The organism is Hydrogenophaga sp., from assembly GCF_019635465.1.
GTDB lineage: Bacteria > Pseudomonadota > Gammaproteobacteria > Burkholderiales > Burkholderiaceae_C > Hydrogenophaga.
Map to the genome: position 1 here is coordinate 18,989 of NZ_JAHBZK010000013.1, position 13,487 is coordinate 32,475.

General features: G+C 60.9%; 11 protein-coding genes and 2 tRNA genes. 5 read left to right on the plus strand and 8 right to left on the minus strand.

Going from position 1 to position 13,487, the window contains the following annotated elements; genetic code table 11:
* Positions 1–134: 134 nt before the first annotated feature.
* The 4 genes from KF871_RS12710 to KF871_RS12725 all read right to left on the minus strand — a co-directional run bounded on the left by KF871_RS12710 (position 135) and on the right by KF871_RS12725 (position 6,167).
* Positions 135–2,171 (minus strand): AAA family ATPase, encoded by a 2,037-nt coding sequence (locus tag KF871_RS12710; protein WP_291142918.1) that lies wholly within the window; start codon positions 2,169–2,171, stop codon positions 135–137.
* A 158-nt stretch (positions 2,172–2,329) separates the two neighbouring features.
* Complete coding sequence (locus KF871_RS12715; RefSeq protein WP_291142920.1) at positions 2,330–3,433, minus strand: hypothetical protein; 1,104 nt, start codon at positions 3,431–3,433, stop codon at positions 2,330–2,332.
* A 42-nt stretch (positions 3,434–3,475) separates the two neighbouring features.
* Positions 3,476–4,372 carry a hypothetical protein gene (locus KF871_RS12720; RefSeq protein WP_291142922.1) on the minus strand — a complete coding sequence of 299 codons (897 nt, stop codon included), beginning with the start codon at positions 4,370–4,372 and terminating at the stop codon, positions 3,476–3,478.
* Positions 4,373–4,628: 256 nt separating this feature from the next.
* A complete protein-coding gene (locus tag KF871_RS12725) occupies positions 4,629–6,167 on the minus strand; it encodes a site-specific integrase (RefSeq protein ID WP_291142924.1) in 1,539 nt (512 codons plus the stop codon).
* A 1,594-nt stretch (positions 6,168–7,761) separates the two neighbouring features.
* On the opposite strand from KF871_RS12725, the gene KF871_RS12730 reads away from it, so the two are divergent.
* The 3 genes from KF871_RS12730 to KF871_RS12740 all read left to right on the plus strand — a co-directional run bounded on the left by KF871_RS12730 (position 7,762) and on the right by KF871_RS12740 (position 9,721).
* The gene (locus tag KF871_RS12730) at positions 7,762–8,823 is read left to right on the plus strand and encodes a ParM/StbA family protein (RefSeq protein ID WP_291142926.1); all 1,062 of its coding nucleotides are present in this window, start codon (positions 7,762–7,764) and stop codon (positions 8,821–8,823) included.
* Positions 8,824–8,843: 20 nt separating this feature from the next.
* Positions 8,844–9,248 carry a hypothetical protein gene (locus KF871_RS12735; protein WP_291142928.1) on the plus strand — a complete coding sequence of 135 codons (405 nt, stop codon included), beginning with the start codon at positions 8,844–8,846 and terminating at the stop codon, positions 9,246–9,248.
* Positions 9,249–9,376: 128 nt separating this feature from the next.
* Positions 9,377–9,721 carry a hypothetical protein gene (locus tag KF871_RS12740; RefSeq protein ID WP_291142930.1) on the plus strand — a complete coding sequence of 115 codons (345 nt, stop codon included), beginning with the start codon at positions 9,377–9,379 and terminating at the stop codon, positions 9,719–9,721.
* A 418-nt stretch (positions 9,722–10,139) separates the two neighbouring features.
* Here KF871_RS12740 and KF871_RS12745 read toward each other — a convergent pair whose 3' ends face one another.
* Positions 10,140–10,316, minus strand: a complete 177-nt coding sequence (locus KF871_RS12745) for a hypothetical protein (RefSeq protein WP_291142932.1) — start codon at positions 10,314–10,316, stop codon at positions 10,140–10,142.
* Positions 10,317–10,730: 414 nt separating this feature from the next.
* Here KF871_RS12745 and KF871_RS12750 point away from each other — a divergent pair, with 414 nt between their 5' ends.
* Both KF871_RS12750 and KF871_RS12755 read left to right on the plus strand, forming a co-directional pair.
* Positions 10,731–11,117, plus strand: a complete 387-nt coding sequence (locus KF871_RS12750; RefSeq protein WP_291142935.1) for a hypothetical protein — start codon at positions 10,731–10,733, stop codon at positions 11,115–11,117.
* Between the two features lie 53 nt (positions 11,118–11,170).
* Positions 11,171–12,187: a tyrosine-type recombinase/integrase gene (locus KF871_RS12755; RefSeq protein ID WP_291142938.1), complete on the plus strand. Its 1,017-nt coding sequence runs from the start codon at positions 11,171–11,173 to the stop codon at positions 12,185–12,187.
* A 39-nt stretch (positions 12,188–12,226) separates the two neighbouring features.
* Here the strand turns inward: KF871_RS12755 and KF871_RS12760 are convergent.
* The 3 genes from KF871_RS12760 to hrcA form a co-directional block, all read right to left on the minus strand.
* A tRNA-Arg gene (locus KF871_RS12760) sits at positions 12,227–12,303 on the minus strand.
* 27 nt (positions 12,304–12,330) lie between these two features.
* Positions 12,331–12,407 (minus strand) — tRNA-Ile (locus KF871_RS12765).
* A 36-nt stretch (positions 12,408–12,443) separates the two neighbouring features.
* A complete protein-coding gene (gene hrcA, locus KF871_RS12770; RefSeq protein WP_291142941.1) occupies positions 12,444–13,454 on the minus strand; it encodes a heat-inducible transcriptional repressor HrcA in 1,011 nt (336 codons plus the stop codon).
* Between the last annotated feature and the right edge of the window lie 33 nt (positions 13,455–13,487).

Sequence of the window (13,487 nt, forward strand, 5' to 3'; positions counted from 1 at the left end):
CGAACGACCGCAACGTGACGTAGAGCGAACATTCAGCGCAGAAGATCGACCGGCCGCTCCCGCTGCGAAGCAGCCGCACGCAGCGACCAATAGTTGGAACTTTGCCGAACAAGGTTCGGTCTCAATTCACGAGATCAAAGCACCATCCGTACCGCCTGATCCAGATCCGCTGGCGTAACCACCACGGTCGCTCCGCGCCTCGAAATCGCCCGATTCAGCGCAGCCTGCGCAACCGCCTCGGCGTTGGCAATGCTCTCCCCTTTGAGCATCTGCCCTACTGCGTCGACCGTGAATCCCCGCTCCAGCCTGACCTTTCGGCTTGCGAACCAGCTCGTCAAGTATCTCTCCAGCCCCTCCGCACTCGGACGCTCAAACAGCACCTTCTCGGTGAACCGCCCACCGCGCAGCAACGCCGCATCGATCTGCTCGGGGTTGTTCGTGGCCGCGATCCAGACCACATCCTTCACCCGTTCGTTCACGCCATCCATGAGGGTGAGCAGCTTGTTGGTGGCCTCGGTGCTCTGAGAGAGCTCGCGGCACTTGAGCAACTCGTCGGCCTCATCCACGAAGATGATGCAGGGACGCAGTTCCTTGGCCTTGGCATAGAGTTTCTCCAACTCCTTGGGGTCGCGGGCCAAATCCGCGCCGGTCGACGGCAGGAAAGCCCAGTCGATCTCCTTGGCCAGCGCCTTGACGGTGGCGGTCTTGCCGGTGCCGGGAGGGCCGTAGAACAGAACGCCGGTGGGCAAGGTGCCGCCGTGCTCTTCGGTGTGCTCCGGGTCGGACATGCGCCCGGCTATCAAATCGAGCATTTCCCGGGTCGCTGATGAGAGCACCAGCTCGTTCAATGGCCTCGCGTTTTCCACGGTGGTCCCCCGACGCCCTTGCAGGGTGCGCAGCGCGCCCATGAAGTCCTCGTACTCAGGGTGAGCCCTCCCCTGGCGCTGCAGGTAGGCCGTCAGTTCTTCGGTCACCGCCAGAATGCGCTTGACGGAGAAGCCGTTCCAGCGCCGAGCGACCGCTTCCACAACGGATTGCTCGACGCGGGCTTCAGGCAGGTTGGCTTTGAGACCGTGATTGAGCAGGCCGACACGCGCCTCGCTGTCAGGCGGCGTGATCTCAACCTTGAAGTCGAAGCGACCCTCGCGGATGCCCGCGCCATCGAGCCGGTCCAGGTGGTTGGTGGCCGCCACGAGGATGACCTTCTCCTTGCGAATATCCACCATCAGGGTCAGCAAGGCATTGGCCACGTCTCGGTCTTCTTTCACGCCCCGCCCTCCCCCGTCGCGTGCCTCCAGAAAGCTGTCCACCTCATCGATGAACAGCACGCAGGGCTGCTGGCGCCGGGAATCGGCAAAAGCGGTGTTGATGCGGACGGTCTTTTCACCCACCCACTCGCTCGCCACGTCGGCATGGGACAGCTGCAGTAAAGGCAGCCCGAGTTCACCCGCCAGAGCTTCGGCAAAGGCGGTCTTGCCGTTGCCCGGCTCACCAAAGAGCAGGATGCCGTTGCGTGCGGACTGCCGGGCATCGCGGCGCCCGACGATGGCCTGTGCAGCGTCCCTGAGCCGCTCTTTGATCTCGGTGTTGCCGTGGATGTGCTGGAAGTTCAGCCTGGGGAGCACAGAGCGGGCCACCGACGCCTGCGTCTCACTCAGCGCGTCCGAACGCGTGCCGCCCGCGGCAGTACGGACCCGCCGCTCGTTCTGCGCCCCGTCTTGCAGAGGGCCATAGGTGGCTAGCCACGCGAGCAACGCGTTGAAGGCAGTAAAGACAGCGAGATAGCCCATGCTCATCGAGCGCCAGCCGTAGAACGATGCCATGAATAGCATCGCCACCACGCCAGCTAGCGCCGCCCAGGGTGCAACCATACGCATCCAGAGCGACGCGTTGATGCTCATGTCTTTCAACACCCAGTAGCCAAGCAAACGCCAGGCGAGCGAGACCACACCCACCCCGCACACGAAAGCCGGGGCGTAGAACGCGAAGGTATCGGCCTGGGGATAGATCTGGGGGCCGCCGTAGAAGACGGCAGCCACGAGCAGGCTGATCAGCCAGACTTTCAGAAGAACCCAGCCGATCCAGGCGGCAAGACCGCCAACCACGGCTTCGGACCACGCGATCAGGAAGCCGATCACTTTCTCTATTGTGTTCACGTTTTTTCGTTCCAAGTGCTGATGTCTCAGGGCTCACTTGGTGAAGCGCCGCACGCTACGCCGCGTCGTCCCCGCCAACAAGGTCTGATCAACCTATGCGGGGTGGCAGGTGAGCCCACCTTCGTTGGCCTGCAAATCAGGCTCAATTCATGGAAGCACGAATGCGCCGAGTGTCAAGCGTGCGCGACCAAGAATCGTGAAGGCGTCGAGGCATCGCGTTCGACGTCCATGAAGGGCGCGAGCGACATCAGCCGTTGAAGAACCTCGTTCACGCCACGTAGGCCGATCTGATGGCGGCGCAGCGCGAACTGCGTCATCGGCACTTGTTCACTGTCCAGATACAGCGTGACTTTCACGACATCGACTGAGGTTGCGATGGGAGTTGCGCTCCAGCCGTGCAGCTTGCATGCGCGGTCGAGTTCACTCAGCCACCGGCACACGCCATCGACGATCGCGAACTGCACCCGGCCGGGTGCGAGCACGATCGGAGGCGGCAGGCCCACGGCCTCCTGCAGCGCAAATGCAACCACCTCCCGCAGACGGAGATCCGCCAAGGCGTTGGAGGAGAGCATCGGCCAACCGATCTCGCTGGTGAGCACCATGCACATGAAGCCCAACCGGGGGGCTTCAGTCGGCAAAGTAACTTTCTCAATGAGCGTGGTGACACTGCCCTGGTCGTTTCCCGGCACAGTGCGGTAGAGGTGACTGCGCAGCACAGCAGGGCTCCACGCGCTGACATAGTCGAACGGGCGAATGCCATGGAAGACGGTCTTGGTCGCCTTGCTGGGTAGCCAGCGGTCCAGGGCGTCACCCACCGCGAAGCTCACGGCCTTCCAAGCGGTGTCAGTCTCGATCACCTCGCAGGCCGCGGGCGCGATGACCGGCTGCAGGAACATCTCACCGAAGCGCGTGCGACCGCTGATACGGTAGGCCAAGCGCGAGACGAGCGTCGCCATGGCCTCCTGGGCGGCGATCTGATCGACCTGTCGCGCAATGAGCACCCACATGCCGCCTTCGTCATGCCGACGGATGGCCGCGTCCAGCTCGGCCTGCCAAGCTTCGCGGACGGGCGTGGGGTGCGAGGGGATTCCTGATGTTCGGGTGCTATTGGTCGGGTGCATCGATGAAGTCCTTCGATTCACCCTAACACCTGTTGAATGGACTTCAAGCCCCTGTGGAGAGGCGTGCACTTTTCCGAGGGATTGCCATAGCAGCATCCCCTCAGCCGCGCTCGATGTCCAGCGCGTGACCCACAGACGAAAAAAAGCGAACTGCATGCAGCCCCCTCCTTTGCGATCGCGGCGTGCCTGCCGCTGCGCTCAGTGACTCGCGCCGGACTGGCGCTGGCCTTGACTCAGCACCCGCTGCACCATCAGGTCAAGCTCCTTGGCCAGAAAGCAGTTCTGAAACCAATCGCGAAACACCATCCAGGCACGCTCATCCTCGCAATACGGAATGTCGAAATGCAGGATCGCGGATTCCCGGGCGACCCGGCACTTGCCCACCTCGCCCATCTTCTGAACGTCAACGCCAGCCTTCTTGGCGAACTTGATCCACTTGGGCAGCAGGTTCTCGTTGTAGTCGCGAACCATCCGGTACCCCATCTCGGCATTTTCATCCTCCTTGGAGATCGCATGCATCATGAGGCGAATGTCCAGGATCGTCTCAAACAAGAAGCCCCACGTGAATGCATACACATCAACCTCTTCGAGTTCGGCCACCGACTGACCGGGTTTGACTCCCTGCTCCACCTGTGCGTCCAGGATGACATCGAGAATGTCGTGTTCCCCGCATGCCAGCAGCAGGTCCGTCACCAGTGAGTAGTCGCGGCCGTCGCTGATCGTCTCTTGGCGAGCGTATCCCTTCAACCCGATCGGATCCCTCTCGATCTCCAGGAAGCAGTCGCTAGGAATGATGCAATGCTCCCCGGCACGGGCGGCGTGCTCTTGCATCAGCTTGCGCATCTGATGCTCCAAGGGCTCAGGCGTGAACAACTCGCTGCCACCGTTCGCGGCCATCTCCAGCTCAAACTTCCGCTGATCCATCTGCGTGCTCAGACGGTCAGCGCGCGGCTTCAGCTTCCAGTTCAGAATCGGTTGCGCTTTCGCTTTCGAATGCACGCTGCCGTTGTAGGCCGCCATGATCGACGTGCGCACATGGCCCATCTCTAGGTTCAGCGCCTCAGCGTGCGGGGTCGGTTTGCGGTTCAAGGTCATTTTCAGTTTCTCCAAGTAAAAAGGCTTTCGCCGAACAAAAACTAGCATTTCGGGTTCTGGGGGCCCGCCCCCGTGCGGTCCTGCCTGCTCATCAACAGATTGCGCAACTGCACCTCAAAGCGGTCCAGTTCCAGCGAAAACCCGCTGACTGCTGCAGCCTGTGTCTCCTCGCCCCGGCTTTGTGCGAGCTGGGTCGAAAAGTAACTTGTGCCATCGGTACTGGCATGCTTGCTGCGATGCGTCCCTCTTTCTGCCCTCAGGCCAGCAGGTGCAGTTCGATGAACATGTCGCGCTCGTCCTGCGCCTGCTCGGTATGCACGACCTGCACGCCCAGGCCTTCCTCCAGCTTGATCAGCCCGGCCAGCGAGCGCTGCAGCACCCCGATCTCAATGGCCGATTGCGGGCTCGCGTCCTTGTCCACCACCAGGCGCACGCTGTCGCCCTTCTGCAGCCTCACGCCCTGCGCGGCCTTGCCGCTTAGGTAAACGGCGCGCAACTCCAGGGACTTCACCAGCACCTTCAAGCCGTCACACGACTCAAGGCGGTCGATCCAGGCCTGCGTACGCGCTCGCTCCTCCTTCGACTGCGAGGGCACGCTGCCGTTGTAGGCCGTCGTGATCGAAGGGCGAACGTGGCCCATATCCAGACTCACTTTCTGCGCACCCTCACGCAGCACTTCTTCGTTAGCGCGGTACACCGACATCGGAACCGTCCCCACCACCGGCGCAGGAAGGCCCGTGAGTTCCAGGTGGCGACGCTGGGCATACATGTGCCGCAAACCGTGGGGCACCACGCCCATCGCCTTCATGGTGATCCCGAACTTGCGGCACACGTAGTAGTAGTGGGTCTGCATCTGCTCGTAGTCTTTGTCGGGAACCGTCAGGCGCAGTTGGCGATGGCTTCGGACCAATTCTTTGGCGCGCTTGAGCGCGTCTTTCTGCCATTCGCGAATCAACGGATCGTTGGACAAAGGCACCGTCCTGGATTTGCCACCTTTGGCGCCCCCTCGCGCGTCCGCCCGAACATGCAGGGCCTCCCCAAGGTCTCCGCTCACGGGTTCCGCATGTGTGGCCTCGGCCGCGCGAAGGCCAAACGCATATTGAAGCTCCAGGCACATGGCGACGATCGGATGCTTTGTGCGCACCTTGTCAATCACCTCCATGGGGTCAACACCCTTCGCCACCCAGGTCTTCGACTCCAGGGCCACCTTGCTTTTGCGCACTGCCACCAGAACGATGCCGTTGTCCCGCAGCCATTCCACGTATTCCGAGTCGCGGGGTACAAGGTCCGGCTTGTTCAACAGGGTCATGAGCCGCCGCATCTTGCTCACCTTGTTCTGGATCGTTTCGTACGACAGGCCGGCCGCATTCCATCGCTTGATCAGGGCGCGAACGTGCTTGCGCCTGATCTCACTTAGATTGCTCACGTGCATGCCTTCCTTCTTCAACTCGCTCAGCGCCCGAATCAACGCGTCCTTGTGCTCCGTCAGCGTCGACTCCGCCATTGGCCGGCGTCGACCTGTTCCCGCAGGCCACTGGCCATGCGTGGCCAGATAGACCGCCTGGGCCACTGCGTTGTTGCGATGCGCGAACTCAGCCCGCTGGGCCACCCGTGCAAGAGCTCCAGTGTTGCGCTGCTTTTTGGTATCCGCTGCCTTCTGCGCGGCCCACTCCTCGCGCATCTGTCGATTCGCCTCCTTTTCCTGTGCGCGCTGCTCCGCGCGGCGCTGTCGCTTCTCTTCATTGCGGTCGGTCGACTCACGTCCGCCATCTTTGTCAGATACTTCCTTGGCCATCTAAAACTCCAGCATCATTCGGGCTTGCCCCGCGCTCCCGCATTTCGGCGCCCGCGATCCGATTCACGCGTGCGCCACCAGTGAATGCGCTCTTCCCTTGCCATTGCTGCGACCTCCTCTCGGAACGGGTCGCCGCAAACGCAACAGAACAACGCACGCACGCCTACACTGAGCCTTGCGGCTCCTCTACAGCTTGGGGTTCAGGTTTTGCGCCTCCTGACAGGCATCTCTCTCAAGTCGTGTTTTTCGCCGGGTACGTTAGTAATCCGTCCTGCCGTCGCGGGAAGCGACTCCGCGGGGCAACCCTCTTGCGAGGGGCACCCTGAACCACTAGGGGATTCAGGGGGGGTAACTGACCTCCAAGGTCAGGGCCGTTTCCGGTTGGCCAGCCTTGATCAGCTATTCGCTGATCTCGTGACTTCACTTGCCAGGTGGACTTGGCACCTGACCCGTTCCGCATGCGCTCTTTCCCGTCATTCCCTTTGCAAGCCCTATGGGGCTCCCGGCTTAGCCAGGCGGATTGACTTGCCACACGAGGTGGGCGCGTGCGTCGGCACGTGAAGTGGTTGCTTGATTTCCCCGAAGGGGCGCCGGCACAGGTGCTTCTGTAGAGAACAACACGTGAAGGCGGGTCCGGTGAATGAACCTGATGGATTGCTCGCGGCGAGAACCACAAAGGGATCGCCGCACCCTGCCCGCAGCGCGGAACAGGTGCTGGGTCATTGACCCGATTTAGGACTGTCTTGGTCCTGGCGCGCAACTCTCAGCTTGGAGCGGTGCGGCTTGCTCCAGCATAGGAGCGGTTGAGGCAGGCACTGGGCCTGCGAAACATCGCGTGGATGTAGTGGCTGCAATTGTCGACGAGGTGCTGAGGTTCTGCAAGCGATCGGGTTCAGCAGTTGCCAGGTCCTTCGTCGTGCGCTGGTTGTCCACAGATTACAGATTGCGATCATTCCCCTGATCGTTCCTGTAGCGCAGCGCGCCAGCCCTGGTCCATACAGGATCCTGCCATCACTCACTCTGTGATCATTCCCTGCAATCTGCCTCCTCAAGGCGTTGTAAAAGCAGCGCGGCTACCTCAACTCCAGGACGAGTGCAAGCGATGTGGTCCACGTTGCTTGCGGCACTAGGCTCGCGCGCTGAGCGCTCGCTGCGCTCAAGTTCTCAGGCGTCATTGCCTGCGCGCCAGCTTGTGTTTTCCATTCGTTGGTATCCGCGCCAAAGCAAGCTGGCATCGGGCACACCATGGCCCATGGCGGCCCCCCGCGCCCGCCGTAGCCGTGCTCGCTCGCATCGAGCATCTTGGTGACCCATGGTCATTGGTGGCCGCTGGTGGGCTTTTCATGATGCCGCGTGTACTTGTGAGTGGCGCGATGGTCACCCACGGCCTTCGGCGACCACCTGTGGGCATTTGGCATGGTGAACCAACACGTCGTCTGCTCATCCACGGCCTTCAGCGGTCAGGGGTGACCAGCTTTCTATGCACAACGCGCCAACTGAGCCACGAAACCAGACAAATCTTCTTGGGCCCAGAAGAATCGACGCGTGCACCAGGTGGTGCATTCAATTCAAGGAGTTCTCAGTGCATCGTGATATGAAACCCACCGTCATCGAAACCTGTGCGATCGATGTCGGCTACAGCAACGTGAAGTACACCTCAGGCCGCGTGGCCATCGGAGGCCATGTCGAGATCCGCGCGGGTCACTTTCCCGCTGTTGCGCCGGTGCTGCGCAACGCCGGCTTCGAGGCCCGTCCAGGTACGACAGGTGCCGACGGCGTCTTCGTCACGCTGGGAGGCGTACGCTACTTCGCCGGCCGTGGCTACGAATTCCATTCGAGCGGCTCGGATGTTCGCTCCGTGCCCGACAACTACTGTGAGAGCGACCAATACATGGCGCTGGCGCGCGGCGCCATGCACTACATCGCTCAGGACGTGGGCGCGCAGCAATCGCTGGTGATCGAGACGCTCGTGCTCGGCCTTCCGCTGTCTACCTTTCGCAAGTACCGCTTGACGCTCGCCGCACGGTTCGAGGGCGATCACATTCTTGAAGCCACTGGCAACGGCCAAATGTCGTGCCTCGTGCAAGTGCAGAAGGTTCTGGTGGTCGTTCAACCGATGGGAGCGCTCTACCAGTTGGGCACCGCCAACCCCACAAGCCCCGTGCCCGGGTGGACCTTAGTGGTCGACGTCGGTGGCGGCACTCTGGACTGGTTCGTCGCCAAGGACCTTCAGCCAAACTGGATCCGCTCGGGCGCCCACAAGCGCTCAATGCTTGACTGTTGCTATGCAATCGCTGACAAGAACAACCCCGCTTGGAAGGAACAGCCCGACATCATCGAGCGCATCGACACCGCGCTGCGCACTGGCGCTGACACCTTTGAGGTGCAAAGCGAGACGTTCAGGATGGTCGAGTACCGCGACGTGGTCAACGCCGTACTGGCCGAGTCCGTGAACAAGATGCTTGCATCCGTGGGCATGACCGACAATCTGAATCTCGTCTTGGTGACGGGCGGTGGGGCCAACCTGTTTGCGAACTACCTCTGCGAAAAGCACCCCGAGTTCCAAGGCGTCCTTCGCGTGGACCCGGATGGCCTCTATGCGAACGTCAAGGGTTTCCATTTGATGGGCGAAATCGAGCACAGCGCCGCTCGCTAAGCCACGACCGAAAGACTGCGATGTCAGAACAAATCCCTGAAGGGCGCGACATGGAAGCCGATGAATCCGGCGTCCTGCGTTTTCGCGTCACCCTGCATCCTTCGTTGGGCGCCATTTACCAGGACCTCAAGGCGATCCCGGAGAGGCTTCGCGCGGGCCGCCTTGTCCAACTGCTGACCCTGGGCCACTTGTACGAAGCCATGTCTCATCAGGCGGGATTCGGATCGTCGATGGATGCTGGTCGACACTCCGTACGACCTCACTCACTGCCCGCGCAGACTGGCTCGGGGCGCCAAGCTCGCAAAGCCGCGCCTGCCGCAGGTGGAAGGCACGACGCCGAGGTGATTGCGGCTTCCAGGGCCACGTCGGTTGGTCTTGCCAAGGATCGCATCGGATCACCATTGGCGCTGATGCCCCCCGATTGAGCAATCGCTTCACCACATATCAGGACCGGTTTCTCCCGGTCCTTTTTTTTGCGATGCGAGTTGCCGCCTTGACATCAGGTCGATCCATGAAACCCTGGTTTCATCCCTGACCAACAGAAGGACCTGCAATGCCCCACCTGGATGAGCGCAACAGAACCGCCGCCCACTTCCGCGAGCACTACGTCGTGGAGCCTGCCCCCGCAAAGGAGCCGCACTGGTTGCTGAATGCCCTCTACGGTCGCGACCTGCTCAAGATGAAGCTGCGCCAGGTCGCGCCAAGGATGTATGTGTCCAAATGGAAGTACGCCTCGCACCTCGATCCACTGCTTGATCGCATGGTTGACGAACTAGGTTTGCGCGAAGTCGCCCGACCTCGCACCCTGAGACAGAAGCTGCGCTACATCCACACGGTCACTCACTCGATGCTCGCACTGGAAAAAGGCCTTCCACTTCCGGTTTGGGCGCAGGCGTAGCGCCTGTTGCATCGCGGCTCTTCTACGGGTTGCTCAATCACCCGTGTCGACAGGAAGCGTGTTGAAAACCAAGTTTTCCATGTCGCTTCTGCTCCCGGAATCGACGCGATCGCCGTTGATGCACGTCGAAATTGCCGAGAGTAGTCACACACTTGTCGAGGCGTTCAATCGCCAGGCAGACCGCTCCGCAAGGGCGCATCCAAGCCCTGCAGGGTGCGCGGTTTTGGCGTTGCTGCGCAGCGCCAAACTAAGTTTCGTACCTGCGCCGCATCGTCCTGCGGCGTCTGTTGGCACACTGACCGGTCGGGCGAATGCCGGTGGAACAGGCAGCCTTGGCCTGAATTCGCCATGGGACGACGCTGCTCGCTCGAAGGCCGTGGCCAGCCACGCCCGATGGCAGCCGAGGTGCGTGCATGCTTCAGCGACTTCTACGACTGCGCATCATCCATAGCCGTTCGAGTCGCATGCGTTCGGCGCGTTTGATTGCGGTCTGGCGTTGCAGTTCCTGGTTGGCCTCTTTCAGCCATCGGTTGAACGCCCAGGCGCCCAAGATGCCAAGAAGCATGAAGACCTTGAGAAAGTCCAACGCAGACATGTTGATTTCCAGCGCAGTCGTGCGCCGCCTCGAACAGAAAACTTGATTTTACGAACTGGGTCGGATCGGTGGTCAGCCATTCTGGCGCCGAGGTGGACCGATTCGTTTGACCGGTCTGGACCAGACCCGTATCTTCACATCACCGCACGTCAGTGCGTGAAGGCAATTGCCTTCCTACACCAAGAGCCAAGTCAACCAGTGTGACTTGGCCATCAAAACGTCCAGCGCCTAGCTCAGGCCACATGACTCCCCCATCTCGCCAGCGAGATGGTCCATCCCGATTTTTGTTTTTCCTTCTATGTGCAACTTTGCCTTGCGCATGCGCAATAGCGCGTGCCTACGGCGCGCCCAAGTGTGCGTCGCGTCGCTTGACAAACCTTCGCTCCATGCGATCTTGGATCCAGAGGCCAACACATGAACTTCGATCCGCAGAACAACGCATCAAGCTCGCCGCTGCCATTCAGTCTGACTCGGCAGGGTGCGATCGACTACATCGGGGTCAAGCCCAGTTACTTCGATGCCCAGATTCGCCCGCAACTGACTTCGGCAAAGGCGGGGACGTCCGTCTTGTTCCTTCGCGAGGAATTGGAGGGGGTCATTCGAGGAATGCTTACCGGTGACAGCAAACCACAGCAAGAAATCACGCAGCCAAGCCAAGCTACCAAGAGTTCAGAAAGATGGGAAAGAGATCAAGCGGCATCTACAAAAGGTCGCATGGCAAATGGGTCGTCGACAAATTCGTCCAAGGCATACGGCTTTGCCAAAGCTTTGAATCGTTTGAAGACGCGGACGCCTGGCTGACCCGGGAGCTTGAGGCCCTGCGCCTCAAGCGTATACATGGAGAGCAGCCGCAGGTGAGCTTTGACCAGGCTGCCGGCCGCTTCCTCGAAGAGAACGCTCACCTTGCGTCCATCGATTCGACGGTTCATCACTTGAAAGCGGTGATGCCTTACATCGGTGAGCTTTCGCTCGACCAAGTGCACATGGGCACCTTGCGAGACTTCATCGAGGCTCGGCTCGAGGCTGGGCGGGCGCACAAGACCATCAATCTGAGTCTTGCCGCGGTGCGTCGTGTGCTCAATTTGGCCGCTGGCACGTGGCGCGACCACGAGACCGGCAAGCCCTGGCTGCAGGCCGCCCCCATGATCACGTTGCTGCCGCTCACAGGACACCAGCGTTCCCCACGGCCAATCTCGTGGAATGAACAGGAGGCACTCGTCAAGGAACTTCCAGAGCACCTGCGCCGCATGGCCATCTTCGTTCTCAACACGGGCGTCAGGGACGATGTCGTCTGCAACCTGCAGTGGGACTGGGAAATTCCAGTGCCTGACCTTGGCGTTTCGGTGTTCGAAGTGCCAGCAGAAAACGTCAAGGGCCGCAGAACATCAAAACTGGTGGTCTGCAACAGTGTCACGCAGCCGCTCATCGAGGAACTCCGTGGCATTCACCCAACCCATGTTTTTGCCATGGCATGGAGCCATCATGAACTCGGTCCCGTGCAGACCATGAACAACACGGCTTGGCAAGCCGCGCGACGCCGCGCACGCCTGGGTGACTTGCACGTCCACGACCTGAGACACACCGTGGGCATGCGGCTGCGCGAGGCCGGTGTCAATGAGTCAACACGCAGCGATGTGCTCTGGCACAGCGCACGTTCGATCACGAACCACTATTCGATGGCGCAGATTCGCGAGATCCACGAGGCATTGGAGAAGATCACGCGCCCCAGCAACGGTTGGAACAAAAGTTTGCAGGCGCTCAAGGCTGAGCATGCGGCGCGCAAGGCCACTGCAGGTCCGGGTATTGCGCCCGGGGAAACCGAGTCCCGCAAAAGTCCCGCAGGAAGACCCGCACAAAGAAAAACGGGCTAGCTCTTTTGGAGCTAACCCGTTGATCTAGAACCGAAATTCTGGCGCGGCTGGCAGGATTCGAACCCACGACCCCTTGGTTCGTAGCCAAGTACTCTATCCAACTGAGCTACAGCCGCGAAGCCTCGCAGTATAGCAGGTATTTTTGGTAGGCCGTGTTGGGCTTGAACCAACGACCAAAGGATTATGAGTCCTCTGCTCTGACCAACTGAGCTAACGGCCCGAGCGCGGGATTGTAGGTGCCCCCGAAAACCAGTCGCTACTTCGTATGGCTTAGGGCGTTCGTCACCAACTTGGCAGTGACATCGACGATCTGAATCATGCGGTCGTAAGGCATGCGTTGTGGGCCAATGACGCCCAGTGTGCCAACCACCTGACCATCCACCTCGTAGGGTGCCGTCACAACGGACAGCTCCTCGAACGGAACCACCTGACTTTCACCACCGATGTAGATGCGCACGCCATCGGCCTGCGTGGACACATCCAGCAATCGCACCAGCTGCGTCTTCTGCTCGAAGAGATCGAACAAGCGGCGCAGGTTGCCCATATCGCTGCTGAACTCGCTGATGGACAGCAGGTTGCGCTCGCCCGCAACCACCACCTCTTCCTGGGCGGCTGGATCGGCGCCGATGTCGACGGCCTGCTTCATCAGATCGGCAATCTCGCCACGCAGGGCATCCAGTTCGGTCTTCAGGCGCTCACGAACCGCTTCGATCGTCAAGCCTGCGTAGTGGGCGTTCAGGAAGTTGGCCGCCTCGACCAGTTGAGACTGCGTGAAGTTGGCCTGCGTCTGGATGATGCGGTTCTGCACCTCGCCGTCGGGCGACACGATGATGACCAGCACCCGGCGCTCGGAAAGGCTCAAGAACTCGATGTGCCGGAACACGGAGCTGCGTCGCGGCGCCATCACCACGCCGACGAATTGCGACAGGCTCGACAACAGGTGGGCAGCCTGGCTGATCACCCGCTGCGGTGACTCGATGCCGGGAGCGGCTATCTGGGCCACGGGTGGCAATCCGTCATGGCGCACCGTCAACATGGTGTCGACGAACAGCCGGTATCCCCTCGCAGTAGGCACGCGCCCAGCCGACGTGTGAGGACTGGCGATCAGCCCGAGTTCTTCCAGGTCGCTCATCACGTTGCGGATGGTGGCGGGCGACAGATCGAGTCCTGTGGCCTTGGCCAGGGTTCGAGAGCCCACAGGTTGACCGTCGGCGATGTAGCGCTCCACCAACGCCTTGAGCAACAGCTTTGAGCGATCGTCCAGCATGCCGTGGATTCTACGGACGCCGCTTTGAATTCG